Genomic DNA, 26,278 nt, shown 5'->3' with positions numbered 1-26,278 from the left:
GCGCGGCCGACCTCGGTCTCGAGGCAGCCGACGGCGCCGCAGTGGCAGTCGATGCCCGACCACGCGACGCGCGGCAACAACCTCGACCGCGTCAGGCGGCACAACCTCTCGGCGATCCTCCGCCTCGTGCACCGCGGCGGCCCCCGCTCCCGCTCGCAGCTGACCCGCCTGACCGGCCTCAACCGCTCCACGATCGCGGCACTGGTCGGCGAGCTGGTGGAGCTCGGCATCGTGCGCGAGCGCGAGCCCGCCACGCCGAACCAGGTCGGCCGGCCGAGCCCCGTCGTCGAGGCCGATCCCGGAGTCGTCGCGCTCGCCGTGAACCCCGAGATCGACGCCGTCACGGTCGCCGTGGTCGGCGTCGACGCCGTCGTCCGCCGCCGCATCCGCCGCTCCGCCTCCGTCCCCACCGCCGAGGCCGCCGCGCGTCTGGCGGCCGAGGCGGTCGCCGAGCTGCTGGCCGAGCTGCCCGAGGAGACGCGGACGGTCGGCATCGGCGTCGCGGTGCCCGGCCTCGTCCGCGACGCCGACGGCCTCGTCCGGGTCGGCCCGCACCTCGGCTGGGACGACGAGCCCTTCTCCCGCATGCTCGCGGACGCGACCGGCCTGCCCGTCCTCTCGGCGAACGACGCCAACCTCGGTGCGCTCGCCGAGAGCGTCCTCGGCGCCGGCCGCGACGTCTCGCACCTCGTCTACCTCAACGGCGGCGCGAGCGGAGTGGGCGCCGGCGTCATCGTCGGCGGCGCGCCTCTGCACGGCATCGACGGCTACGCGGGGGAGATCGGCCACACCCTCGTCAACAGCGCGGGCATCGACTGCCACTGCGGCGCCGTCGGCTGCCTCGAGACCGAGGTCGGCCGCGCCGAGCTGCTCACCGTGCTCGGCCTCGACGAGAGCGAGCGGCTGGAGGAGGCGCTCGCCGCCTCCGAGGACCCGGCCGTCCGCGCCGAGGTCGAGCGCCAGCTCGGGCACCTCGCGGTCGCCCTGCGCAACGTGATCAACGTGTTCAACCCGCAGCTCGTGGTGCTGGGCGGCTTCCTCGGGGCGTTGATCGGAGTCGCGCCGGGGTTCCTGGAGGAGCGCCTGGGCCGCGGCGGCCCCTTCCGGGTCGCGCTCGACTCCGTGCGCATCGTGCGGACCGAGCTCGGCGCCGATCTGCTCATGCTGGGCGCAGCCGAGCTCGCCTTCGAGCGCCTGCTCGCCGACCCGCTCGGCACTCCGCTCCACCCGGTCTGACCCGACGGCGGGCCGAGGGGTAGCGCCACTGTCCGACACGTGATCGAATTGATTCGACCGAGCGGCGTGGAGCCGACGAGGTCCGCTCCCGCGCCGAGGACGACACCGGCCGCCCCCCTCATTCCCTCCCACCCCGCTGCGCCCTGCGCAGGAAGGCACTCCGTGTCCACTCCCGCCTCGACTCCGACCGGCTCCCTCCCCGTGCACCGCCACCCGGGCGACGCCCTGACGGCCCGCCAGCGCCTCGTCTACGTGATCGTCCTCGGCTCGCTGACCGCCCTCGGGCCGTTCACGATCGACCTCTACCTGCCGGCGTTCCCCGCGCTGCAGAGCGAGCTGAACGTGTCGGAGGCGGCGGTCCAGCTGACCCTCACCGGCACGACCCTCGGCTTCGCGCTCGGCCAGCTGGTCGTGGGCCCCTGGAGCGACGCGGTCGGCCGGCGCCTGCCGATCCTCCTGGCCACCTCGCTGCACGTGCTGGCCTGCGTCGGCGCGGCGCTCGCCCCCGAGATCGTCACCCTCGGCGTCTTCCGCTTCCTGATGGGGGCCGGCGCGGCGGCGGGCGGCGTGGTCGCGATGGCGATGGTCCGCGACCTCTTCGGCGGCCGCCCGCTGGTGCGGATGCTGTCCCGGCTCGCCCTGGTGTCGGGCCTCGCGCCCGTGCTCGCGCCGGTCATCGGCTCGCAGCTGCTGCTGATCATGGACTGGCGCGGGATCTTCGTCTTCCTCGCCGCCTACGGCGTGCTGGTCGTCGCGGCCGTCGGCGTGCTCGTCGTCGAGACCCGGCCCCGCGCCGCCCGACACGAGCGCGAGCACCGCTCGCTCGTGCAGCGCTACCGGGCCGTCCTCAGCGACCGTGTGTTCCTCGGAGTGGCGGTGATCGGGGGCATGACGTTCGCCGGCCTGTTCACCTACCTCTCCAGCTCCTCGTTCCTGTTCCAGGGCCTCTACGGATTCGACGCGCAGCAGTACGGGCTGCTCTTCGCCGTGAACTCGCTCGGCGTCGTCCTCGGCGTGCAGGCGTCCTCCTACCTCAGCCGGAGGATCGGGCCGCAGTGGATCCTCGCGATCACGACGCTGACGCTGTTCACCTCCGCCGGCCTGATCGCCCTCTTCGACGTGCTCGGGCTGGGGCTCTGGGGCACGCTCGTCCCGCTGTGGTTCTTCATCGCGTCCTGCGGCTTCAGCTTCCCGTGCGTGCAGGTCCTCGGCCTGGTCAACCACGGCCGGGAGGCGGGGACGGCCGCGTCGCTGCTCGGAGCGGTCAACTTCGGCACCGCCGGACTGCTGTCGCCGATCTCGGGGGTCTTCGGCGCCGGCTCGGCCGTGCCGATGGCCCTGGTGATGATGGCGACGGCGACCGTCTCGATCCTGGCGCTCTGGCTGATCGTCCGGCCGAGGAGCGTTCCGGCGCTGCAGGACTGAGCGCTCGGCTCCGGGTCCCAGCGGTCCGGCACGCCCCGCTCCTGCAGCTCCTCCCGGGTGTTCGGGCCCTCGCTGGATCCGCTCCCGAGCGCCGCTGCTACAGTCCCCTCCCATGTCCTCCCGCGACTCCTCCGCCCTGCTCGCCGAGCTCTCCGACCCCGACCGCGACGTCCGCCTCCGTGCGGCGATGACCCTGGGCGAGCTCGCCGAGCCCGCCACCGCCGAGCCCCTCGCCGCGCACCTGTGGGAGGAGCCGGACTTCTTCGTCCGCGACGTGCTCACCTGGTCGCTCGGCCGCCTCGGCTCCGCCGCCGTCCCCGTCGCCCGCGAGGCGCTCGGCCGCGAGCCCCGAGTGCGCACGCAGGCGCTGCACGTGCTCAGCAAGATCCTCGACCCGGCGACGCTCGACGACATCGCCCCGCTGGCCGCCGACTCCGAGCCCGCCGTTGCTGCGAAGGCCCGCTTCGCGCTGGGCCGCCTCGGCGACGAGCGCGCGCTGCCGGTCCTGCTCGGCCTGCTCGGCGACGACGACGCGGAGGCGCAGAACGTGCTCACCGACGTCCTCGCCTCCTTCGGCGCCGCGGCCGTCCCCGGTCTGGAGCAGGCCCTCCGCGAGGGGTCCGCGCCGGTCCGGCGTCACGCCGCTGCCGCACTCGGCTACCTGGGCGACGATGCGCGTCCTGCCGTCGACGCGCTGGACGGGGCCGCCGGCAGCGACGACTCCGCGCTCGCGGTCTCGGCCGTGATGGCGCTCGGCTCGATCACCGGTCCCGACGCGGCCGCCGCCCTCGAGCGGGCCTCCGCCTCGGACGACTCCCGCGTGAGCGCCGTCGCCGCGCGGCTCCTCGCCCGCTCCTCCGAGCCGACCCGGCTCGACGCCCTCCGCGCCGCCCGCCTGGCCCGCGCGGCCGGCTGAGCCGCGCCGCGAGACCCCCGCGGGGGAAGGCCGGGCATCCGCACGGCCGGTCGAACCGTGCCACGAACCCGGCGCACGGACGCCGGGCTTCCGTGCGGTCGGCCGAGCCGTCCCGCAACCCCCAGCGGGGGAACGCCGGGTGACGGCATCATGTCCGGATGGATCACCGCGACGACCGCCTGTCGACCGAGCCCGGAATCGCGCGCCCCGACGCCGTCCAGCGTGCGCGGATGCGCGAGCAGGTGCCGTCCGACGACGTCGCCGCCCGGCTGCTGACGAAGGAGGCGGCCCACCGGGTCTCCCGCCGCTGGCCGCTGATCTCCGCGTCGCTCGCGATCCTGCTCACGGTGCTCCTCGCCGTGCTGATCGCCTTCCGCCCCACCTCGGCCTTCCGCTTCGACGTGGAGTGGATGGACGAGATCGTCGAGCACCGCTCGCCGGTCTGGGACATCCCGGCCCTCGTCATGAACACGGTCGGAGCGGGGCTCGTCGGCACGACGCTCATCCCGCTCGGCATCGTCGCCGTGCTGCTGGTGTTCCGCAGGCGGTGGGCCGCGCTCTACTACGCGATCGCCGCGCTGGTCAGCGTGGGCGCCACCCAGCTCGTCAAGGAGCTGGTGGGACGCGCCCGCCCGGCCGACATGCTCGTCACCAGCGACTACGGCTCCTTCCCGTCCGGCCACACAGCCAACGCGGCGACGACGGCGATGGTGCTGGCCCTGGTGTTCCCGCTGCTGTGGGTCTGGATCGCGGGCTTCCTCTACACCGTGGCGATGATGGCGAGCCGCACCTACCTCGGCGCCCACTGGCTGAGCGACACCGTCGGCGGCCTGCTGCTCGGGATCGGCGTGGCGCTCGTGGTCTGGGCTCCGCTCGCCGGCCGCCTGCGCACCGAGGCCGAGCTCCCGCACCCGCCGATCTGGATCCGCCGCACCACCTGACCGGCGCAGCGCCCTCCGCGTGAGGGCTTCGAGGCCCTGAGGATCGTCGCCCGAGGAGCGCGGAGGCTCGCCGATCAGCCGAAGGCGGCGAGGGAGTCGAGCTCGTTGAAGGTGTACACGTGCAGGCCCGCGAGGCGGTCGCCCGCCGCCGCTTCCAGGCGCGTGACGAACGCGGACGGGTCGAAGCGGCGTCCGCGGAGGAGCCCGCCGGCCACCGAGGTGCTCCGCTTCAGGAAGCCGAGCGAGGAGCCCACTCCGATCCGTGCGCCCAGCGTCAGCAGCCGCGAGCGCTCGACCGGCCCCGGCACGCCCGCCCACAGATCGGCCGTGATCCCCGTCTCGCGCAGCCGATCGGCGTAGCGGACCACCGCGTCCACGTCGAAGCACATCTGCGTGACGATCGAGCGGATGAACGGAGCGCGCTCGCGCAGGTGCCGCTCGATGCTCTCGTCGGAGAGGTGCGGGTGGCCCTCGGGGTAGCCTGCGATGTCCAGGGCCAGCCCGGGTGAGATCTCGCGGGCGTCGCGGATGAGCTCGAGGCTCGTGGAGTAGGTGCCGGCCGCCGAGGACGCGTCGCCCGAGATCACGAACGCCTCGTCGATCCCCGCCTCGCCCATCCGCCCGAGGACCCGCTCGAGTGCGGCGCGGCCCTCGACGTTCCGCGCCGCCAGGTGGGGCACCACGCGGAACCCGCGCCCGGCCAGCGCGACCGCGCAGTCCACGGTCCGCTCGGTCCCGTGCTTCGGCAGGCTCGTCACGGTCAGCGTCACCGCGGAGGGGTCCGGGAACGCTCGCGCGGCGCGCTCGCCGATGTCGTCGGCCGGGATGATCTCGAAGCGCGCGCGGGTCATCGGCCCAGCCTGCCACGCGGAGCCGGAGCGGTGCGGGTGGTGGCCGCGGCCGCACGAGTGTCGGAGGGGCGCCCTAGCCTGGAGCCGATCGCCGCCCGGTGGTCGCGGAAGGAGTCGCGTGTACCTGGAGTCCGGCCGCGTGGTCACGAGCCCCACCGACCTGTCGAACTGGGCGGCCTGCGAGTGGGCGGTCCTCCGCCGGTTCGACGCCCTGCTGGGCCGCGCCCCGCGCCTCGAGGCCGAGAGGGACGGGATGCTCGAGCGCACCGCGGTGCTCGGCGACGAGCACGAGCACCGCTTCCTCGCCGAGCTGAAGCGCACGCACGAGGTGGTCGAGTTCGAGCGCCCCGCGCCCTCCGGCTACCCCGCGGCGGCCGAGGCGGCCGTCGAGGCGATGCGCGCCGGGGTCGACGTGCTCTACCAGGCCACCTTCTTCGACGGCGAGTTCCTGGGCTTCTCGGACTTCCTCCTCCGCACCGCCGACGGCGCCTACGAGGTCTACGACACCAAGCTCGCCCGGCACGCGAAGATCCCGGCGCTGCTGCAGCTCGCCGCCTACGCCGAGCAGATGCAGGCGCGCGGCGTCCGCGTGGGGGAGCAGGTGCACCTCGTGCTCGGCGACGGCTCCGTCACCAGCCACGAGCTGGCCGTCGTCGCCCCGGTCCAGCGGGTGCAGCGCGCCCGGCTCCGCGCCGTGCTCGACGAGCGCCTCGCCGCCGACGAGCCGCTGGCGTGGGGCGATCCGCGCTACCCCTCCTGCGGACGCTGCTCGGTCTGCGCGCCCGAGGTCCAGGCGCACCGCGATCCGATCCTCGTCGCCGGGATGCGGCTCGACCAGCGGGCGAAGCTGACAGCGGCCGGCGTCCTCACCCTCGACGCGCTCGCCGAGCACGACGGCCCAGTCGCCGGGCTGGGCGCGGGCACGCTCGAGGGCCTGCGCGCCCAGGCGCGGCTGCAGCTGCGGTCGGAGTCCTCGCCGGTGCCGGCCGTCGAGGTGATCGACGCCTCCGTGCTCGCCGGGCTGCCCGCGCCCGATCCGGGCGACCTCTTCTTCGACTTCGAGGGCGACCCGCTCTACACCGAGGACAACCGCGAGTGGGGCCTCGACTACCTCTTCGGCATGGTCGACGACCAGGAGCGCTTCACCGCGCTCTGGGCGCACGACCTCGCGGCCGAGCGCCGGGCGCTCCTCGACTTCCTCGCGCTCCTGCGGGCGCGCCGGGCCGAGCACCCCCGGATGCACGTCTACCACTACGCCTCCTACGAGCGCAGCCACCTGCTCTCGCTCGCGCTCCGCCACGGGGTCGGCGAGGAGGAGGTCGACGCGCTCCTGCGCGACGGCGTCCTGGTCGACCTGTACCCGGTGGTGCGGCGGGCGCTCCGCGTGGGCTCGCGCAGCTACTCGCTCAAGAAGCTGGAGCCGCTCTACATGGGCGAGGAGGAGCGCGATGCGTCCGGCGTCACGAACGCCGCCGACAGCATCGAGATGTACGTGGAGGCGCGCGCCGCACAGAGGGCCGATCCTGTCGAGGGGCAGCGCGGGCTCGACCTCGTCGCCGAGTACAACGCCTACGACTGCCGCTCCACGCTCCGCCTGCGCGACTGGCTCCTGGAGCTCGCTCCGCCGCGCGAGGAGCTGCCGCCGCTGCTCGAGGTCGAGATCCCCGTGCCCCGCGAGCCGCACCCGGTCGCGGTCGCCCTGCTGGCGCAGGTCGAGGGGATCGAGCCGCGGGAGCGCACCGCCGACCAGACCGCGCTCGCCCTCGCCGGCGCGGCGATCGACTACCACCGCCGCGAGGCCAAGACCTTCTGGCAGGAGCACTTCGACCGCCTCCGGCAGCCGCTGGACGAGTGGGCGGACACCCGCGACGTCGTGATGATCGACCGGGTCGAGGTCGTCCGCGACTGGGCGAAGCTCCCGCGCGCCCGCACGCAGTCGCGCGAGCTGCGGATCCTCGGCCGGCTCGCTCCCGGCAGCCGGCTCGGCACCGGCTCGTCGCCGTACCTGGTCTACGAGGCCCCGGCGCCCCCTGGTGCGCCCTCGCCCGGTCCCGGTCTGCGCGGCGCCTCCGAGCGCTCCGAGATCCTCGCGGTCGACGACGACGGGGAGCGGATCGTCCTGCTCCTCAAGGAGGGCCTGAAGGCGGGGGAGGATCCGCACGACGACGCTCCGGTCGCCCTCGCCCCCGCGCCGCCGCCGCGCGCCGCGCCCCAGCCCGAGGCGATCGCGGAGTGGGGCGGCGAGGTCCTCGACGCGCTGCCCGCGATGCTGGCCGACCCGGCGCTCGACGTCCTCCGCCGCGTGCCGCCGGGAGCCGTCGCTCCTGTGCAGGGCGACGACGTGATCGGCGCGGTCGTCACCACTCTGCTCGGACTCGACCGGGCGACCCTCGCCGTGCAGGGTCCGCCCGGCACCGGCAAGACCTACGTCGGCTCCCACGTGATCGCACGGCTGGTGAACGAGCACGGCTGGCGCATCGGCGTGGTCGGCCAGTCGCACTCGGTGGTCGAGAACGTGCTGAGCGCCGTCGTCGGCCGCGGCGTCGATCCCTCCCGCGTAGCGAAGGTGCCCAAGAACGGCACGCCGCCCGAGGCGCTCGAGGCGACGCCCTGGGCGCCGGTGAAGAACGCGGCGGCACTCACCGCGGTCCTCGAGGAGGGCGGCGGCTGCGTCATCGGCGGCACCGCCTGGACCTTCGCGAATCCGGTCACCGTGCCGCGCCGCTCGCTCGACCTCCTGGTGGTCGACGAGGCCGGGCAGTTCTCGCTCGCCCCGACGATCGCGTCGGCCGTCTCCGCCCAGCGGCTGCTCCTGCTCGGCGATCCGCAGCAGCTGCCCCAGGTGAGCCAGGGCGCGCACCCGGAGCCGGTCGACGAGTCGGCGCTCGGCTGGCTCGCCGACGGGCACGACGTCCTCCCGCCCGAGTACGGCTACTTCCTCGCGCAGACCCACCGGATGCACCCGGCGCTCTCCGACGCCGTCTCCGAGCTGTCCTACGAGGGCGCGCTGCGGTCGCGGGCGCCGCAGGTGCGCCACCTGGAGGGGGTCGAGCCGGGCGTGCACTCCGTCCCGGTCGAGCACGCGGGCGACACCACCTCCTCGCCGGACGAGGCGAGGCGCGTCGTCGAGATCGCCCTCTCCCTCGTCGGCCGCGCCTGGACCGACGAGCACGGCGAGCGGACGCTGACCGCGGCCGACGTCATCGTCGTCGCGCCCTACAACGCTCAGGGCGGGCTCCTCCGCACCGCCCTCGACGCCGCGGGCCTCGAGGAGACCCCGGTCGGCACGGTCGACCTCTTCCAGGGCAGGGAGGCGGTGGTCGCCATCGTGTCGCTCGCCGCGTCCTCCGGGGCCGACGTCCCGCGCGGGATGGAGTTCCTCCTCCTGCCCAACCGCCTGAACGTCGCGGTCTCGCGGGCGAAGTGGGCGGCGTACCTGGTGCACTCGCCGGCGCTCGCCGCGTCGCTCCCGACCTCGCTGACCGGCCTCGGGCACCTCTCCGGCTTCCTCCGCCTGCTCGAGCGGGGGGAGCGGGCCGCCCTATGACGGATCCGGTGGCCGGAAGGCGCGCTCCGCTCCGATTCCGTCGGTGCTCGGCATGGTGGACGACGCGATCCGTCGCTACGGTGTCCCCATGAGAATCCTCCTGGTCGGCGCCGGCGGCGTCGGCGACGCCTTCGCGAAGATCGCCGCGCGCCGCTCCTTCTTCGAGCAGATCATCGTCTGCGACTACGACCTCGCTCGCGCCGAGCGCACGGTCGCCTGGATCGCGGAGCGGCACGGTGCAGACGACCGCTTCGTCGCCGCGCGGATCGACGCCTCCGACGCCGAGAACGTCGAGACCGTCGCCCGCGCGCACGGGGCGACCCACGTGATGAACGCCGTCGAGCCGCGCTTCGTCCCGACGATCTTCGCCGGAGCGCTCGCCGCCGAGGCCGACTACCTCGACATGGCGATGAGCCTCTCGCTCCCGCACCCCGAGCGGCCCCACGAGCTGACGGGGCTCAAGCTCGGCGACGAGCAGTTCGCCGCGGCGGAGGAGTGGTCCTCCCGCGGCCGCCTCGCCCTGGTGGGCATGGGCGTGGAGCCGGGACTCTCCGACGTCTTCGCCCGCTACGCCTCCGACCACCTCTTCGACGAGATCGACGAGCTCGGAGTGCGGGACGGAGCGAACCTCGTCGTGCACGGCGCGGACGGCCGCGAGATCTTCGCTCCGTCCTTCTCCATCTGGACCACGATCGAGGAGTGCTTGAACCCGCCGGTGGTGTTCGAGCGCGACCGCGGCTGGTACACCACCGCCCCCTTCTCGGAGCCGGAGGTGTTCGAGTTCCCCGAGGGCATCGGCCCGGTCGAGTGCGTGAACGTCGAGCACGAGGAGGTGCTGCTGATGCCGCGCTGGCTCGACGCCAAGAAGGTCACCTTCAAGTACGGCCTCGGCGAGCAGTTCATCGGCGTCCTGCGCACCCTCCACCTCCTCGGCCTGGACAGCACCGAGCCCCTGCGGGTCCGCTCGGCCGGCGGTCCCGTCGAGGTCTCGCCGCGCGACGTCGTCGCCGCCGCCCTGCCCGACCCCGCCGGCATCGGCCCGCGGATGACGGGCAGGACCTGCGCCGGCCTCTTCGTCTCGGGCACGAAGGACGGCGCCCGCCGCGAGGTGTACCTCTACCACGTGAGCGACAACGAGTGGACGATGGCCGAGTACGGCACCCAGTGCGTGGTCTGGCAGACGGCGCTCAACCCGGTGGTCGCGCTCGAGCTCCTCGCGACCGGCGTGTGGACCGGCGCCGGAGTGCTCGGGCCGGAGGCGTTCAGCGCCGACCCGTTCCTCGAGCTGATGGCCCGCCCCGAGGCCGACGGCGGGTACGGACAGTCCTGGCACGTCCGCGAGGACTGACCGGCGCCGCCGACCTAGGCTGAGCCCATGAGTGACGACGACGGGCTCGCCTCGGCGAGGGACGAGGCGCGCGCGGCCCTGGAGGCCGCCCGCCGACTGCAGGCGGAGGCCGCCGAGGCCCTGATGCGAGCGGAGGCGGCGGCCGCGGCGCTGAACGCGGCGGCCGGCCCGGAGGAGGCGGAGGCCGTCGCGGACGACGTGCGGCTGGTGGCGGCGTCGGGGAGCGGAGCGGAGCAGTCCGCTGCTCCCGTCGCTCCGGACGCCGTCGCTCCGGACGCCGTCGCTTCCGGTCCGATCGCTCCGGATGCAGATGCTCCGCCCACCCCCTCGGCGCCCGCCCCGGCCCCCGGTCCGCTCCCCGAGAGCGCCGTCGACGCCGTGCGCGCCGGGTACGCGTTCACCGGCCCGGCCCTCGAGCTCGGCGCCCTCGTCAACGGCGACGCGCGGATCGACGTGCCCGTCCGCATCCCGCTCGGCATGCTCAACCGGCACGGCCTCGTCGTCGGCGCGACCGGCACCGGCAAGACGAAGACGCTGCAGGTCCTCGCCGAGCAGCTCTCGGCCCACGGCGTCCCCGTCTTCGCCGCGGACATCAAGGGCGACCTCTCCGGCCTCGCCACTCCGGGCACCGCGACCGACGCGCTGCTCGCCCGCACCCGCGGCATCGGCCAGGACTGGCGGGCGGAGGCGGCCCCCGCCGAGTACTTCGCGCTCGGCGGCATCGGCACCGGCGTCCCCGTCCGCGCCACCGTGACGGGATTCGGCGCGCTGCTGCTCGCGAAGGTGCTCGGCCTCAACCACACGCAGGAGTCGAGCCTCGGTCTCGTCTTCCACTACGCCGAGAGCGCCGGTCTCCCGCTCGTCGACCTGTCCGACCTCCGCGCCGTGCTCACCTACCTCGTCGGCGACGAGGGCAAGGCGGAGCTCGCCGAGCTCGGCGGGCTGTCCAAGGCGACCGCCGGCGTGATCCTCCGCGAGCTGATCGCGTTCGCCGACCAGGGCGCCGACGTGTTCTTCGGCGAGCCCGAGATCGACACGGCCGAGTTCCTCCGCCTCGCCGCCGACGGGCGCGGCGTCGTCAGCCTCCTCGAGGTCCCCGGAGTCGCCGACCGACCGGCTCTGTTCTCCACCTTCCTGATGTGGCTGCTCGCCGACCTCTTCAACGACCTGCCGGAGGTCGGCGACCTCGACAAGCCGAAGCTGGTGTTCTTCTTCGACGAGGCGCACCTGCTCTTCCGCGACGCGTCGAAGGACTTCCTCGCCGCGATCACCCAGACCGTGCGCCTCATCCGCTCCAAGGGCGTCGGCATCGTCTTCGTCACGCAGACCCCGAAGGACGTGCCGGGCGACGTCCTCGCCCAGCTCGGCTCCCGCGTGCAGCACCAGCTCCGCGCGCACACGCCGGACGATGCCAAGGCCCTCCGCGCCACCGTCTCGACCTACCCCGAGAGCGACTACGACCTCGGTGAGGTCCTCCAGGCGCTCCCCATCGGCGAGGCGATCGTGACGGTCATGAACGAGCGCGGCGCCCCGACCCCGGTCGCCTGGACGCGTCTCCGCGCCCCGCTCGGCTCGATGAAGCCCACCCCCGAGGCCGACCGCGAGGCGAGCGTCCAGAGGTCCCCGCTCCTCGCGCGCTACGGCACGCCCCTCGACCGCGACTCCGCCCGCGAGATCCTCACCCGCCGGCTCGACGCCGCCGCCGACGCCGAGGAGGCCCGCGCCGCCGCCGAGCAGCAGGCCGCCGACGACGCTCGCCGCGCGAAGGAGGACGCGCGTCGCGCCAAGGAGGAGACCGCGGACGCCGCCCGCCGCGCGAAGGAGCGGGCCGCCGCCGAGCGCGCCGCCGACCAGGCCGCCGAGCGCTCCCGACGGCGCACGGCACCGACCTCCCGCGGGACCCGCACCACCCGCCGCGACAAGACGGTCGTCGAGGAGGTGCTGGGCTCGAGCGCCGGCAGGACGCTGCTGCGCGAGGTGGTCCGCGGGATCTTCGGGACCGCCCGACGGCGCTGACGCGACCCGGGCCGCTCGGGGAGACGAGGCGCTAACGGAAGCGTGTTAGCGTCGGTAGCATGAGTGAGAGCGGGACGACGCGGGAGCGGATCCTCCGAGCGACGGTCGAGCTGCTGGCGGACGGCGGGCGGGACGCGGTGTCGACGCGGGCGATCAGCGCGGCGGCGGGGGTGCAGGCCCCCACGATCTACCGGACGTTCGGCGACCTGCGCGGGCTGCTCGACTCGGCCGCGGCAGCCGGATTCGCCACGGCCCTCGCCGACTTCGAGCGGAGCGAGGCGCCGGCCGACCCGGTCGACGCGCTCCGTGCCGCCTGGGATCACCACGTCGCCTTCGGACTCGCCGAACCGCACCTCTACGCGCTGATGTTCACCGCGCGGCCGGGGGAGGAGTCGGAGGCGGCGCGCCTGTCCCGCGGCGTCCTCCTCGACGCGGTCCGGGCCGTCGCCGAAGCCGGCCGCCTCACCGTCGACGTCGAGCGGGCCTCCCGCCTGCTCCAGTCGGCCGCGCTCGGCTGCACCCTCACGCTGACCGCCCTCGCCGACCCCGACGACGAGCTCTCGTCCCGCTCGCGCGAGTCCGTCCTCGCGGCGATCACCACGGCGGAGGCGGGCCCCACCGATCCCGCCGCCCGTGCGGTCGTCGCGCACGCCGTCGCCCTGCGGACGGCGCTGCCGCAGATCGAGCCCCTCAGCGCGGGGGAGCGGCTCCTGCTCGACGAATGGCTCGAGCGCATCGCCGACTGACGGCCGGCGTCGCCGGGGGGTCCGTATCGCCGCCCTGTCGTCCGCGTTGTCGTAATACGGATGGCGACGGGCACGATCCGGGACCGGCACCTACGGTCGGACCATGTCGCGATCCATAGCCGAACTCTTCTTCCGCCCCGTCTGCGCCGCCTGCTCGGCCCCGCTCGTCGCCCGCCGTGGCGCTTTCTGCTCCGACTCCTGCGCGCGGACGAACCACCTCTACGGCTGATCCCGCACGCCCGGCGCGCGCCGAACGATCGGCGGCGCCTGCTCGGCGCGACGTCGTCGGCTGCAGCCGGGTGTGCCCCGGCAGGGCGAACCCGGCGCTGCGTGAGTGGGCCGCTCCGATCGACGCCTTCACCGGTCGACCGGGCTCCGACGATCGGCCGCACCGGTTAAACAAAACGGTGCCCGTGCTGGCGAGAGCAACGGACACCGTTCGCGGAGGATGGGGGATTCGAACCCCCGAGGGCTTTCACCCAACACGCTTTCCAAGCGTGCGCCATAGGCCACTAGGCGAATCCTCCTGGCACGACCTGAGCCGCGACTCATCGATACTAGCCGGTGTCGGAGGCTCCCGCTGACCACGACCCCGACACGCCCCGCTCTCCTCGGCCGCCGTCGTCGGTTAGACTGTCACCCGGCTCCCCGCGTGGCGCCATCCAGGCCAACTCCCCCAGGGCGGAAACGCAGCAAGGGTAACCGGGCTCTGGCGGGTGCGCGGGGGGTCTTCTTCCGTTAACCGGCCCGCCTGCTCCGCCGATGGACCGCCGCACAGCCGCTACGAGGCCCTACCGACTGCGGACGCTCCTCCACAGCCGCGCGCCATGCACGCCCTCCCATCCCTGGCCTCTACTCAGCCAGGCGGAGGGACCCCCTCGGTAGGCTGGATCCGATGGTTCAAAGCATCTACATCTCGTCCGCCGAAGGTCATTCGGGCAAGTCCACGGTCGCCCTCGGCGTCCTCGATGCGCTCAGCAGCCAGGTGCAGCGGGTCGGCGTCTTCCGCCCGATCGCCCGCTCCACCTCCGAGCCGGACTACGTGCTCGAGATGCTGCTCGGCCACTCCGACTCGGGCCTCGCCTACGAGGACTGCATCGGCGTCACCTACGAGGACGTCCACGCCGACGGTGAGGCGGCGCTCTCGCGGATCGTCGAGAGGTACAAGGGCGTCGAGGCCCGGTGCGACGCCGTCGTCATCCTCGGCTCCGATTACACGGACGTCGGCAGCCCCACCGAGCTCGGCTACAACGCCCGCATCGCCGCCAACCTCGGCGCTCCGGTCCTGCTCGTCCTCACCGGCCGTGACTCGTCCCGCAGCGAGCAGCTGGGCCAGGCGCCCGCGCGCACGCCTGAGGAGATGCGCCAGATCACGGAGCTCGCCTCGGTCGAGCTCCGCACGGCCCACGCGAGCCTCATCGGAGTGATCGCGAACCGCGCCGATCCCGACACCGCCGCCGACGCCGTCGCCGCGATCCGCGAGAGCATCCCCGCCACCGTCCCGGTCTGGGCGATCCGCGAGGATCCGTTCCTCGTCGCTCCGAGCCTGTCCCGCCTGGTCGAGGCGGTCGACGGCGTCGTCGTCGCGGGCGATCCGGAGCTGCTCGGCCGCGAGGCGCTCGGCGTGGTGATCGCCGGCATGTCCATGGTCAACGTCCTGCCGCGGCTCACCGAGGGCGGCGTCGTGATCGTCCCCGGAGACCGGCCCGAGGTCGTCCTCGCCGTGATCATGGCGTACGCCTCCGGCACGTTCCCCACCGTCACCGGCATCATCCTCAACGGCGGCTTCGAGCTGCCGGAGCCGATCGTCCGGCTGATCGAGGGCGTCGACAGCCGCGTGCCGATCGTGATGACCGAGCTCGGCACCTACGACACCGCCGTCCGCGTCACCGCGGCCCGCGGCCGCCTGGCGGCCGACTCCCCGCGCAAGCGCGACACCTCCCTCGCCCTCTTCCAGGAGGCGGTCGACGCGGTCGAGCTGCTCACCCTCCTCGACGTCGGCCGGTCCGAGGTCGTCACGCCGCTGATGTTCGAGTACGGGCTGATCGAGCGCGCGCGCATCGCCGGCCGCCACATCGTCCTGCCCGAGGGCGGCGACGACCGGATCCTCCGCGCCGCCGCGACCGTGCTCAAGCGCGGCATCGCCCGGCTCACGATCCTCGGCGAGGAGGCCGAGATCCGCGCCCGTGCGGCGGGCCTCGGCCTCGACCTCGACGGCGCGCGCGTGCTGAGCACCCTCGACCCCGAGCACCGTGCGCGCTTCGCCGAGGAGTACGCCCGCATCCGCGCGCACAAGGGCATCACCTACGACCACGCCTACGACACCGTCACGGACGTCTCCTACTTCGGCACGATGATGGTGCAGCTCGGCCTGGCCGACGGGATGGTCTCGGGAGCCGCGCACACGACCGCGCACACCATCCGCCCCGGCTTCGAGATCATCAAGACGAGCCCGGGCGTCTCCGTCGTCTCGAGCGTGTTCCTGATGGCGCTCGCCGACCGCGTGCTGGTCTACGGCGACTGCGCGGTGAACCCCGACCCCACCGAGGCGCAGCTCGCCGACATCGCGATCTCGTCCGCCGAGACCGCCCAGCAGTTCGGGATCGACCCCCGCATCGCGATGCTCTCCTACTCCACGGGCGAGAGCGGAGCCGGCGCCGACGTCGAGAAGGTCCGCGCGGCGACGGCTCTGGTGCGCGAGCGCCGGCCCGACCTGCTCGTCGAGGGCCCGATCCAGTACGACGCGGCGGCCGACGCGGCGGTCGCGGCCTCGAAGATGCCCGGCTCCCAGGTCGCCGGGCGCGCGACGGTGTTCATCTTCCCCGACCTCAACACGGGCAACAACACCTACAAGGCCGTGCAGCGCTCGGCCGGCGCCGTCGCCATCGGACCGGTCCTCCAGGGTCTGCGCAAGCCGGTCAACGACCTCTCGCGCGGCGCGCTCGTGCAGGACATCGTCAACACCGTCGCGATCACGGCCATCCAGGCCATCGTCCCGCCCACCGCCGCCATCCCCGTGGTGCGCTAGCGGCGACCCCGCCGCCGCCCCTCCGACCCCGATCACCCCAGGAGTCCCCTCATGTCCGTCGTCCTCGTCGTCAACAGCGGATCGTCGTCGTTCAAGTACCAGCTCATCGAGATGACCACCGAGGAGACCCTCGCCAGCGGCCTCGTCGAGCGGATCGGCGAGGACACCGGCCGCACGAAGCACACCCGCGACGGGGAGTCCTTCGAGATCGAGGGGCCGATCCCCGACCACACCGCCGGCTTCGACGCGATGATCCGCGCGTTCGGCGAGAACGGCCCGAGCCTCGACGAGTTCCCTCCCGTCGCCGTGGGCCACCGCGTCGTGCACGGCGGCAAGCGCTTCTTCGAGCCCACCGTGGTCACCGACCTGGTCAAGATCAACATCGAGGACCTCGCCGACCTCGCCCCGCTGCACAACCCCGCCAACCTCGAGGGCATCGAGGCGGCGCAGAAGGCCTTCCCGGACGTCCCGCACGTCGCCGTCTTCGACACCGCCTTCCACCACACGATCCCGGCCGAGGCGTCGACCTACGCGCTGCCCGCCGAGCTCGCCGAGAAGCACCGCGTCCGCCGCTACGGCTTCCACGGCACCTCGCACAAGTTCGTCTCGGAGGCCGCCGCCGCCTACCTCGGCCGCCGCCGCTCCGACCTGAAGACGATCGTCCTGCACCTGGGCAACGGAGCGTCCGCCTGCGCCGTCGACGGCGGCGTCTCCGTCGAGACCTCGATGGGCATGACCCCGCTCGAGGGCCTGGTGATGGGCACCCGCTCCGGCGACCTCGACCCGGCCGTCGTCTTCCACCTCGCCCGCAAGGCGGGCCTCTCGATCGACGAGCTCGACACCCTCCTCAACCGCCGCAGCGGGCTCCTCGGCCTCACGGGTCGCGGCGACATGCGCGACGTCCAGGAGGCGGCCGAGGCCGGCGACGAGCGGGCCCGCGCCGGACTCGAGGTCTACTACCACCGCCTCCGCCACTACATCGGCGCCTTCTACGCCCAGCTGGGCCGCGTCGACGCCGTGGTGTTCACGGCCGGAGTCGGCGAGAACGTCGCCGCCGTCCGAGCCGGCGCCCTCCGCGGCCTCGAGGGCCTGGGCATCGAGCTCGACCCCGAGCGCAACACGTCCTCCGACCGCGGCGCCCGCCGCATCTCCACCGACGACTCCCGCGTCGCCGTCCTCGTGATCCCCACGAACGAGGAGCTGGAGATCGCCCGGCAGTCCTTGTCGGTCGTGTAGCGGCGGAGCCGCGACACGACTCGCGGCTGGCTTCCGGGGGTGGTGGCTCCCGTGGAGCGGGTCCTGTCGGGCTGCCCTGAATCGCTCGCACGCGATTCCGGGTCGCGGCCCTCTGCCGAATACTGGGCCCTCCTGCTGGTCGAGTAGCCGAGGGACGCGGCGTATCGAGTCCGAGCGCGAGGGAGGAGATCTCGATGCGGCTGCTGCGCGGGCTGCTCCATCGGCAGGAGCCGGCCGAGGAGCCCCGGCTCAGGGCAGCAGCCGCGCGTCGCCCGCGTAGAGGTTGAAGCCGGAGCCGCGGCTGAAGCCGATCAGGGTGAGGCCGGAGTCGCGAGCCAGGTCCACCGCCAGCGACGACGGGGCACCGACCGCGGCGAGCAGGGGGATGCCGGCCATCACGGCCTTCTGCACCAGCTCGAACGAGGCGCGCCCCGACACCTGCAGCAGCGTCCCCCGCAACGGCAGCCGCCCCTCCCGGACCCCCCAGCCGACCACCTTGTCCACGGCGTTGTGCCGCCCGACGTCCTCCCGGAGCACCAGCAGCGAGCCGTCCGCGTCGAACAGCCCGGCCGCGTGGACGCCGCCCGTCCGCTCGAACACCGCCTGCGCCTCGCGGAGCCGATCGGGGAGCGAGACCAGCAGCTCCCGCTCGACCCGCAGGTCGTCCTCCGCGACGCTCCACGCCGAGTCGGTGGCGACCGCCTCGAGCGACGCGAGCCCGCACACTCCGCACGAGCTCGTCGTGTACACCGACCGCTCGCGCTCGAGCAGCACGGCCTCCCGCCCGCCGCGGACGCTCGCGTCGACCACGTTGTACGTGTTCTCGCCCGGACCGGAGCCGCTCGCGCAGTAGCGCATCGCCGCGAGCTGCTCCGACTCGGTGAGCACCCCCTCGGACACCAGGAATCCCGCGACCAGGTCGAAGTCGTCGCCGGGCGTGCGCATGGTCACGCTGAAGCGCTGTCCGCCGACGCGGATCTCGAGCGGCTCCTCGACGGCCAGGACGTCCTCGCGACGGCGGGGCGGATCGTCGGCGCGGACGGCGGTCAGGCGGGTGCGGGCGACACTGCGGCTCATGGGTCTCCTCAGGCGGTGGAGGTCATCCTCCCACCGGGAACCGGGAGCGATGCCGGGGTGCGGACGTACGATGCAGGAATGGTCGATGACGCCGAGCCCCGCGAGAGTCCGATCGACGAGAGCCGCCTCTCCGTCCGGTCGCCGAAGAGACGCGCCGTCGGGATCCCCGGCGTCGCCCACGCCCTCGAGATCTCGCTCAAGCAGATGGGCCCGGTGCGCAGCGCCGAGACGCTCCTGCGGGTGAACCAGACGACCGGATTCGACTGCCCGGGCTGCGCCTGGCCGGAGGGCGACAAGCGCCACGTCGCCGAGTTCTGCGAGAACGGAGCGAAGGCGGTCGCCGAGGAGGCCACGCTCCGCACCGTCACATCGGCCTTCTTCGCCGCACACCCCGTCGCTGAGCTGGAGGAGTGGGACGACTTCGCGCTCGGCCAGCAGGGCCGGCTCACGGAGCCGATGCTGCTCGAGGAGGGCGCCACGCACTACCGGCCGGTGGGCTGGGACGAGGCGCTCGACCTCGTGGCCGAGGAGCTGCGAGCCTGCGCGAGCCCCGACGAGGCGATCTTCTACACGTCCGGCCGGACCTCGAACGAGTCGGCCTTCGTCTACCAGCTGATGGTCCGCGGCTTCGGCACGAACAATCTGCCCGACTGCTCGAACATGTGCCACGAGTCCAGCGGATCCGCCCTCACCGAGACGATCGGGATCGGCAAGGGCTCGGTGAGCCTGCGCGACGTGGAGCGGGCACCGCTGATCATCGTCGCCGGCCAGAACCCCGGAACGAACCACCCGCGGATGCTGACCGCGCTGGAGCGCGCCAAGCGCGCCGGCGGCACCATCGTGGCCGTGAATCCGCTGCCGGAGGCGGGGCTGCTCCGCTTCCAGAACCCGCAGACCGTCCGCGGCACCCTGGGCGACGGCACGGCCCTCGCCGACCACTTCCTCCAGGTCCGGCTGGGCGGCGACCAGGCCCTGTTCCAGGGTCTGGGCAAGGCGCTGCTCGAGGCGGAGGAGGCGCGCGGCGACGTCTTCGACCACGCCTTCATCCGCGAGAGCACCGGCGGCCTCGCCGAGTACCTCCACGGGCTGCGGGAGGTCCAGTGGGACGAGATCGAGCGGGCGAGCGGGATCGACGAGACGCGCATCCGCACCGTCGCCGAGCTGATCGCGGCGTCCGAGGGCACCGTCGTCTGCTGGGCGATGGGCCTCACGCAGCACGCGCACTCGGTCGCGACGCTCAAGGACGTCGTCAACGTGCTCCTGCTCACCGGCAACATCGGCAAGCCCGGCGCGGGCGTCTGCCCGGTGCGCGGCCACTCGAACGTGCAGGGCGACCGCACGATGGGCATCTTCGAGCGGATGCCGGACTCCTTCCACGACGCGCTCGACCGCGAGTTCTCCTTCTCCTCCCCGCGCGTGCACGGGACGGACACGGTCGCCGCGATCCGGGCGATGCGCGACGGGAAGGCCCGCGTGTTCATGGGGCTCGGCGGCAACTTCGCCCGGGCGACGCCCGACAGCGGAGTGACGGAGGCGGCGATGCGCTCGCTCGCCCTCACCGTCCACGTCTCGACCAAGCTCAACCGCTCGCACGTGGTCACCGGCCGGCGCGCGCTGATCCTGCCCACCCTCGGCCGCACCGACTCCGACGTGCAGCGCTCGGGCGAGCAGCGGGTCACGGTCGAGGACTCGATGAGCGCCGTGCACGCCTCCCGGGGCCGCCTGCGCCCGCCGAGCCCGGGCCTGCGCTCGGAGGTGGCGATCCTCACGGGGATCGCGGAGCGGCTGCTCGAGGGCCGCGAGAACGTCCCCCGGGTCGACTGGGCGGGACTGCGCGACGACTACCGCCGCATCCGCTCGCACATCGCCAACGTCGTCCCCGGTTTCGACGGCTTCGACGCCCGGATCGACGTGCCCGGCGGCTTCGTCCTCCCGCACCCGCCGCGCGACGCGCGCCGCTTCGACACGCCCTCCGGTCTGGCCCGCTTCACCGCGAATCCGCTCGAGTACCCGCGGGTGCCGGAGGGCAGGCTGCTGCTGCAGACGCTGCGCTCGCACGACCAGTTCAACACCACGATCTACGGCAAGGACGACCGCTACCGCGGGATCCACGACGGCCGCCGGGTGGTGTTCGTCCACGCCGACGACGTCGCCGAGCTGGGCTTCGCGGACGGCGCGATGGTCGACCTGGTCTCGGAGTGGCCCGACGGCGTCGAGCGGCGGGCGGAGGCGTTCCGCGTCGTGGCGTACGACACGCCCCGCGGCTGCGCGGCCGCCTACTACCCCGAGACGAACGTCCTCGTGCCGCTGGACTCGACCGCGAAGATCAGCAACACGCCGACCTCGAAGTCGGTCGTGATCCGCCTCGAACCGGCGGCGTAGGCCTCACCAGGGCAGCGGCAGCAGGCGCACCGAGTCGCCCGCTGCCGCTCCCGGTGCGGGCACGACGGCCACGGCCTCCGAGGCGGCGAGACCGGTGAGCATGTGCGAGCGGATGCCGGCGGAGGCCCGCCAGCCGTCCTCGCCGGAGGAGACGGGCACGAGCACCGTGGTCCCCGCGCGCCCGAGCGGCTCGGCGAGGACGCCCCGGCCGAGGGGCCGGGCAGCGGCGCCGGACGCCGCGTCGAGGGCCGGCGGCAGGAAGGATACCGCCGCGAGCAGGGCGGCGAGCGGGTTGCCCGGCAGCGCGATCACCAGCGTCCCTCCCGGCAGCAGCGCAGCCATGGTCGGGTGGCCGGGGCGCATTCCGACGCCGTCGACGAGGACGCGCGCGCCCACCGCATCGAGGGCGCGACGGACCGCGTCCACCCGGGAGCGCCCGGTCCCGCCCGTCGTGAGGAGGATCGGCGCCGTGCCCGCCAGCAGCGTCCGGGCGATCGCGTCCTCGTCGTCGCCGCGGCGCACGACCTCTCCCACGGCTCCGCCCGAGAGCTCGACCAGCGCGGGCAGCAGCGGCGTGAACGCGTCGCGCACCCGTCCGGCGGGCGGCATCCCCTCGGTGTCGACCTCGTCCCCCGTGAGGAGCAGGTCGACCGCGGCGGGCGGGCGGACGTCGAGCGCGTCGATCCCGGCGACCGCGAGCAGGGCGAGGTGCGCGGGAGTGAGGCGGGTCCCGGCGCCGACCAGCACGGCCCCGCGGGCGGCCTCGTCGCCCGCGCGCCGGACGTGGCGGCCGGGCGGGAGGGGCGCCCGCGCCGTGAGCAGGTCGTCGCGGACTGCGCCCTGCTCGGACGGCAGCACCGCGTCGCTCCAGTCGGGGACGGCGGCTCCGGTGACGATCGGCGCGGCGGTGCCGTCCTCGAGCGGCCAGGGCCCGGGTCCGCGCACGGCCCAGCCGTCCATGGCCGAGGAGTCGTAGTGGGGGAGCGGCCGGGCGGCGGTGACGGCGCGGTCGAGGACGGCTCCGCGGGCGTCGAGGAGGGGGACGGTCGAGACGCCGGAGCGCGCCACCGCTTCGCCGACGATCCGCCTGGCCTCGTCCCAGTCGGTCGCCTCGTGCCAGTGCGCGCTCATCCCGTCCATTCTCCCGGGGCTCGGGGCGGGCCCTGGGCAGGACCCGCCCCGTCGGTCATCCCAGGTAGCCGTTCGGGTTCAGCACGAACTTCTTCGCGGCGCCCTTGTCGAAGTCGGCGTAGCCGCGGGGAGCGTCGTCCAGGCTGATCGCGGTGGCCTGGACCGCGTCGGCGATGTGGACCCGGTCGTGCAGGATCGCCATCATCAGCTGCCGGTTGTACTTCATGACAGGGCACTGGCCCGTGGTGAAGGACAGCGACTTCGCCCAGCCGAGCCCGAGGCGGATCGACAGCGAGCCCTCCTGGGCCGCCTCGTCGACTCCGCCCGGGTCGCCCGTGACGTAGAGGCCCGGGATGCCGAGGGCGCCGCCCGCCGCGGTGATCGACATCAGCGAGTTCAGCACCGTCGCCGGCGCCTCCTTCCCCGAGTCGGCGCCGTTGCCGTGCGCCTCGAAGCCGACGGCGTCCACTCCGCAGTCGACCTCGGGCACGCCGAGGATCTGCTCGATCTGGCCGGCCGGATCGCCCTTCGAGACGTCGACCGTCTCGCAGCCGAAGGAGCGCGCCTGCGCCAGACGCTCCTCGTTGAGGTCCGCGACGATCACAACGGCCGCTCCGAGCAGCTGCGCTCCGACCGCCGCGGCGAGTCCGACCGGTCCCGCTCCTGCGACGTAGACCGTGGACCCGACGCCGACTCCGGCGGTCACCGCGCCGTGGAAGCCCGTCGGGAAGATGTCCGAGAGCATCGTCAGATCGAGGATCTTCTCGAGCGCCTGATCGCGGTCCGGGAACACCAGGAGGTTCCAGTCGGCGTAGGGGACCATCACGTACTCGGCCTGCCCGCCGACCCAGCCGCCCATGTCGACGTAGCCGTACGCGCTGCCCGGGCGGTCCGGATTCACGTTGAGGCAGATGCCGGTCTTGCGCTCCTTGCAGTTGCGGCAGCGGCCGCAGGCGATGTTGAACGGCACGGACACGATGTCGCCGACCTTGACGAACTCGACGTCGGGGCCGACCTCCACGACCTCGCCGGTGATCTCGTGGCCGAGCACGAGGTCCGACGGAGCGGTGGTGCGGCCGCGGACCATGTGCTGGTCCGAGCCGCAGATGTTGGTGGAGACGGTGCGGAGGATGGCGCCGTGCGGCAGCTTCCGCCCGATGTTCGCCGGATTGACGCCGGGTCCGTCCTTCAGCTCGAAGGTGGGGTAGTCGATGTCGATGACCTCGACGACTCCGGGGGACTTGTAGGCGACGGCTCTGTTGCCTGACATGCGGGGCTCCTTCAGATGGACGACCGCGGCGCAGTCGGCCGCGGGAGTCCTGCGCCGCTCTCGGTCCGAGCCGCGGCACCGGGACTCGGGGGAACCGTACGGCGTCGGCCTGGTGCCGGATCGAGGCCGGTGGAGTAGCGTCTCAGGAGGCGTGCGTACGCTCGTCCACCGCCCGGTGCGAGGCCGTGAGCGCCGCGTCGAGCGCGTCCCGGCCGCCCCCGGCCAGGCCCGCCGCGTAGCCCGCGAGGAACGTGGTCAGCGGAGCCGCCGGCCGGATCACTCCGTGCGCCGCGCGACCGGCGAGGGCGAGCAGGGCGTCCGGGTCCACCGGGACCTCGCCGAGGCCGAGCGCGGAGCACAGCTCGGCCCACCAGCCGGCGAGCACCTCCTCCGTGGGGCGGGCGCCGTCGGAGGCGGAGGGGCGGGGGCCGGTCGTGTCGTCCATCCGCTCAGTCTGCGCCGCGCGGGCCCGGCAGGTCGATCCCGTGCCGGAGCGCGTCGGCGGGCGCGTCGACGTCGTCGGTCGTCCCTCCGGGCACCGTCACGAGCCGCGGGGGAAGGTCCCGGAGGAGGGCGCGCACCGAGGCGCCGTCGGGATCGCCGAGCGCGGTGAGCGCTTCGACGAGGGCCGCTCGCCGGTGCACGCCGAGGAGCTGCTGGGCTCGGCCGCTCGCGTCGACGGCCAGGAGGGAGGCCTCGACGGCGTTCGACGCGACCTCGAGCAGCGTGTGCACGGCGGGAGCGGGGGCGACGAGATCGGCGGCGAGAACGACGACCCAGTCCGGAGCGCCCGGGCGGTCGAGCAGGGGCAGCGCGGCGGCCAGGCCCGCGACCGGGCCGCCGAACGGCGGATCCTCCTGGACGAGCTCGGCGCCGTCGACAGCCGGTGCGAGCGACGACGGTCCGGCCACGATCCTCCGCTCGGCTCCGCGCACGGCTGCGAGGGCGGTGCCGAGGAGCGTCGACTCGCGGTGCCGGAGGAGCGGCTTGACCGCGCCGCCGAGGCGGGAAGCGCGTCCGCCGGCGAGCACGACCGCGTCGAAGCGGGGGAGCGGAGGCGGCGGGAGCACGGGACCGAGGCTACGCGCGCTCCGGTCTCCGCCGTCCCGGCTCCGGTGTCGGAGGTCGCGGCTACTGTTGACGGGTGGTAGCAGCCCTGTATCGCCGGTACCGGCCCGAGACGTTCGCCGAGATGATCGGCCAGTCCCAGGTGACGGATCCGCTCATGACGGCGCTCCGCACCAACCGCGTCAACCACGCCTACCTCTTCAGCGGCCCCCGCGGCTGCGGCAAGACCACCTCGGCGCGCATCCTCGCCCGCTGCCTCAACTGCGCGACGGGCCCGACCGACACCCCCTGCGGCGTCTGCGACAGCTGCGTCGAGCTCAGCCGCGAGGGCCAGGGCTCGCTCGACGTGGTCGAGATCGACGCGGCGAGCCACAACGGAGTCGACGACGCGCGCGATCTGCGCGAGCGCGCCATCTTCGCCCCGGCGCGCGACCGCTTCAAGATCTTCATCCTCGACGAGGCGCACATGGTCACGCCGCAGGGCTTCAACGCGCTGCTCAAGATCGTGGAGGAGCCGCCGGAGCACGTGAAGTTCATCTTCGCGACCACGGAGCCGGACAAGGTCATCGGCACGATCCGCTCGCGCACGCACCACTACCCGTTCCGGCTCGTCCCGCCGGCGCAGATGCTCGACTACACGCAGGAGCTCTGCGAGCGCGAGGGCGTGCACGTGGCGGCGGGCGTGCTGCCGCTCGTGGTCCGCGCGGGCGGCGGGTCCGTCCGCGACACGCTCTCCCTGCTCGACCAGCTGATGGCCGGCTCCGAGGCCGAGACCGTCGAGTACGAGCGGGCCGTCGCCCTCCTCGGCTACACCCACGGCGCCCTGCTCGACGAGGTGGTCGACGCGCTCGCCGAGCACGACTCCGCCGAGGCGTTCGGAGCGGTCGACCGCGTCATCCAGACGGGGCAGGACCCGCGCCGCTTCGTCGAGGACCTGCTCGAGAAGCTCCGCGACCTGATCGTCGTCGCGGCGACCGGGGGAGCGGCCTCGGCCGTCCTCCGCGGCGTCTCGCAGGACGAGCTCGACCGCATGGCCGGCCAGTCGCGCGCGCTCGGCCTGGCCGAGCTCTCCCGCATCGCCGACGTGGTCAACGAGGCCCTCACCGAGATGACCGGTGCGACCTCGCCGCGCCTGCACCTCGAGCTGATGATCGCCCGCACCCTGGTGCACGGCACCGGCGCCGGCATCGCGCCCGCTGCGGCCCAGGAGGAGCGCGCGCGGCACGTGGCCGCGCCGCGCGAGTCCGCGGCGCCCGCCCCGCGGTCGTCCGAGGCGTCGCGCGCGTCCGAGCCGTCCCGTGCGCCCGAGCCGTCCCGTGCGCCCGAGCCCCACCACGCCTCGCACGCCGCCGCCCCCGGCTCGGTGCCCGAGTCCATCGCGGCCGCTCCGCGCACCGAGGCGCCGGTGACGGCGTCCGCACCGGTCGCTGCGCCGCCGGTGAAGGGGCCCGACGAGACGGCGGCCGCGCCGGAGGTGGACGAGTCCGCGCCGGCCGAGTCAGGACGCCCCCGCGCGACGACCGCCGCGGCGGCTCGTCCGGAGCCGGACGAGCAGGAGCCGTCGGATCAGGCCGCTGCGTCCCCTGAGGCGGCCCCAGCCTCGGCGCCCGCTGCACCCGCTGCGGCCGCGGGCGACGCACCCGCCGACGGCGCGGTCACCCTCCAGCGGATGAAGGACACCTGGCCCGAGATCCTCGAGGTCGTGCAGAAGGCGAAGATGACCGCCTGGCTGGTGGCCTACACCGCCCAGGTGCGCGCCCTCAAGGACGACGTGCTGACCCTCTCGTTCCCGAGCCAGAACGACGTCGAGTCGTTCAAGATGCCGGGAACCGCCGGGCAGCCCGGAGTCAGCGAGTACCTGCGTCAGGCGATCCAGCAGGTCCTCGGCCTGCGGGTGAAGTACATCGCCCGCGTCGAGCCTCGCGCCGCCGCCCCGGAGGCCGAGCGCGCCGCCGTCGAGGCGACCGCCGCGCCCGCCCCGGCTGCGCCGATCCCGGCCACGACCGGCTCCGACGGCTGGGCCACGGTGGCGATCCCCGCCGATCCGACCCCTGCGGCCG

General features: G+C 74.0%; 19 protein-coding genes, 1 tRNA gene and 1 other RNA gene. 14 read left to right on the top strand and 7 right to left on the bottom strand.

From position 1 onward, the window contains the following. The first annotated feature begins 51 nt into the window (after window positions 1-51). The 4 genes from C5C10_RS15400 to C5C10_RS15385 all read left to right on the top strand — a co-directional run bounded on the left by C5C10_RS15400 (window position 52) and on the right by C5C10_RS15385 (window position 4,518). Window positions 52-1,236 carry an ROK family transcriptional regulator gene (locus C5C10_RS15400; protein WP_104227455.1) on the top strand — a complete coding sequence of 395 codons (1,185 nt, stop codon included), beginning with the start codon at window positions 52-54 and terminating at the stop codon, window positions 1,234-1,236. Between the two features lie 162 nt (window positions 1,237-1,398). Further along, window positions 1,399-2,661 (top strand): multidrug effflux MFS transporter, encoded by a 1,263-nt coding sequence (locus C5C10_RS15395; RefSeq protein ID WP_258060619.1) that lies wholly within the window; start codon window positions 1,399-1,401, stop codon window positions 2,659-2,661. A gap of 112 nt (window positions 2,662-2,773) precedes the next feature. After that, window positions 2,774-3,577, top strand: coding sequence for a HEAT repeat domain-containing protein (locus C5C10_RS15390; protein WP_104234526.1), 804 nt, complete (start codon window positions 2,774-2,776; stop codon window positions 3,575-3,577). 158 nt (window positions 3,578-3,735) lie between these two features. Then, the gene (locus C5C10_RS15385; protein ID WP_244229597.1) at window positions 3,736-4,518 is read left to right on the top strand and encodes a phosphatase PAP2 family protein; all 783 of its coding nucleotides are present in this window, start codon (window positions 3,736-3,738) and stop codon (window positions 4,516-4,518) included. Between the two features lie 74 nt (window positions 4,519-4,592). Here the strand turns inward: C5C10_RS15385 and C5C10_RS15380 are convergent, their stop codons facing one another. Beyond that, window positions 4,593-5,369 carry a methylenetetrahydrofolate reductase gene (locus C5C10_RS15380; RefSeq protein WP_104329702.1) on the bottom strand — a complete coding sequence of 259 codons (777 nt, stop codon included), beginning with the start codon at window positions 5,367-5,369 and terminating at the stop codon, window positions 4,593-4,595. Between the two features lie 118 nt (window positions 5,370-5,487). Here C5C10_RS15380 and C5C10_RS15375 point away from each other — a divergent pair, with 118 nt between their 5' ends. From C5C10_RS15375 to C5C10_RS18300, 5 genes are all read left to right on the top strand, one after another. Then, entirely contained in the window at window positions 5,488-8,916 is a 3,429-nt protein-coding gene (locus C5C10_RS15375; RefSeq protein WP_104329701.1) for a bifunctional RecB family nuclease/DEAD/DEAH box helicase, read from the top strand. 88 nt (window positions 8,917-9,004) lie between these two features. Continuing rightward, window positions 9,005-10,264: a saccharopine dehydrogenase family protein gene (locus C5C10_RS15370; protein WP_104329706.1), complete on the top strand. Its 1,260-nt coding sequence runs from the start codon at window positions 9,005-9,007 to the stop codon at window positions 10,262-10,264. 27 nt (window positions 10,265-10,291) lie between these two features. Then, window positions 10,292-12,280 carry a helicase HerA-like domain-containing protein gene (locus C5C10_RS15365; protein ID WP_104329700.1) on the top strand — a complete coding sequence of 663 codons (1,989 nt, stop codon included), beginning with the start codon at window positions 10,292-10,294 and terminating at the stop codon, window positions 12,278-12,280. 59 nt (window positions 12,281-12,339) lie between these two features. After that, window positions 12,340-13,026, top strand: a complete 687-nt coding sequence (locus tag C5C10_RS15360) for a TetR/AcrR family transcriptional regulator (RefSeq protein ID WP_104227474.1) — start codon at window positions 12,340-12,342, stop codon at window positions 13,024-13,026. Window positions 13,027-13,129: 103 nt separating this feature from the next. Beyond that, the gene (locus C5C10_RS18300) at window positions 13,130-13,255 is read left to right on the top strand and encodes a hypothetical protein (RefSeq protein WP_258060618.1); all 126 of its coding nucleotides are present in this window, start codon (window positions 13,130-13,132) and stop codon (window positions 13,253-13,255) included. A 213-nt stretch (window positions 13,256-13,468) separates the two neighbouring features. Here C5C10_RS18300 and C5C10_RS15355 read toward each other — a convergent pair. Further along, window positions 13,469-13,553, bottom strand: a tRNA-Ser gene (locus C5C10_RS15355). Window positions 13,554-13,665: 112 nt separating this feature from the next. On the opposite strand from C5C10_RS15355, the gene ffs reads away from it, so the two are divergent. From ffs to C5C10_RS15340, 3 genes are all read left to right on the top strand, one after another. Further along, window positions 13,666-13,762: signal recognition particle sRNA small type (ffs, locus tag C5C10_RS15350), an RNA gene on the top strand. A gap of 159 nt (window positions 13,763-13,921) precedes the next feature. Then, entirely contained in the window at window positions 13,922-16,054 is a 2,133-nt protein-coding gene (gene pta / locus C5C10_RS15345) for a phosphate acetyltransferase (protein ID WP_104329699.1), read from the top strand. A 51-nt stretch (window positions 16,055-16,105) separates the two neighbouring features. Beyond that, window positions 16,106-17,290 carry an acetate/propionate family kinase gene (locus C5C10_RS15340; protein WP_104329698.1) on the top strand — a complete coding sequence of 395 codons (1,185 nt, stop codon included), beginning with the start codon at window positions 16,106-16,108 and terminating at the stop codon, window positions 17,288-17,290. A gap of 249 nt (window positions 17,291-17,539) precedes the next feature. Here C5C10_RS15340 and fdhD read toward each other — a convergent pair whose 3' ends face one another. Then, complete coding sequence (gene fdhD, locus C5C10_RS15335; RefSeq protein ID WP_104329697.1) at window positions 17,540-18,367, bottom strand: formate dehydrogenase accessory sulfurtransferase FdhD; 828 nt, start codon at window positions 18,365-18,367, stop codon at window positions 17,540-17,542. Window positions 18,368-18,445: 78 nt separating this feature from the next. On the opposite strand from fdhD, the gene C5C10_RS15330 reads away from it, so the two are divergent. Then, window positions 18,446-20,749, top strand: a complete 2,304-nt coding sequence (locus C5C10_RS15330) for an FdhF/YdeP family oxidoreductase (protein ID WP_104329696.1) — start codon at window positions 18,446-18,448, stop codon at window positions 20,747-20,749. Between the two features lie 3 nt (window positions 20,750-20,752). Here C5C10_RS15330 and C5C10_RS15325 read toward each other — a convergent pair whose 3' ends face one another. The 4 genes from C5C10_RS15325 to C5C10_RS15310 form a co-directional block, all read right to left on the bottom strand. Continuing rightward, on the bottom strand, window positions 20,753-21,880 hold the full coding sequence (locus C5C10_RS15325) for a molybdopterin molybdotransferase MoeA (RefSeq protein WP_181073484.1): 1,128 nt from the start codon (window positions 21,878-21,880) through the stop codon (window positions 20,753-20,755). A gap of 55 nt (window positions 21,881-21,935) precedes the next feature. Further along, window positions 21,936-23,150: a formaldehyde dehydrogenase, glutathione-independent gene (fdhA, locus tag C5C10_RS15320; protein WP_104225123.1), complete on the bottom strand. Its 1,215-nt coding sequence runs from the start codon at window positions 23,148-23,150 to the stop codon at window positions 21,936-21,938. Between the two features lie 142 nt (window positions 23,151-23,292). Further along, window positions 23,293-23,595: a DUF6457 domain-containing protein gene (locus C5C10_RS15315; protein ID WP_104329694.1), complete on the bottom strand. Its 303-nt coding sequence runs from the start codon at window positions 23,593-23,595 to the stop codon at window positions 23,293-23,295. 4 nt (window positions 23,596-23,599) lie between these two features. Further along, complete coding sequence (locus C5C10_RS15310; RefSeq protein ID WP_258060617.1) at window positions 23,600-24,220, bottom strand: molybdenum cofactor guanylyltransferase; 621 nt, start codon at window positions 24,218-24,220, stop codon at window positions 23,600-23,602. A 74-nt stretch (window positions 24,221-24,294) separates the two neighbouring features. On the opposite strand from C5C10_RS15310, the gene C5C10_RS15305 reads away from it, so the two are divergent. Further along, a partial coding sequence (locus tag C5C10_RS15305; protein ID WP_104329704.1) for a DNA polymerase III subunit gamma and tau occupies window positions 24,295-26,278 on the top strand: 1,984 nt, incomplete at its 3' end.

Source organism: Rathayibacter sp. AY1A3 (assembly GCF_002930975.1).
Lineage (GTDB): Bacteria > Actinomycetota > Actinomycetes > Actinomycetales > Microbacteriaceae > Rathayibacter.
This window is presented reverse-complemented; position numbering and strand designations above follow the sequence as displayed.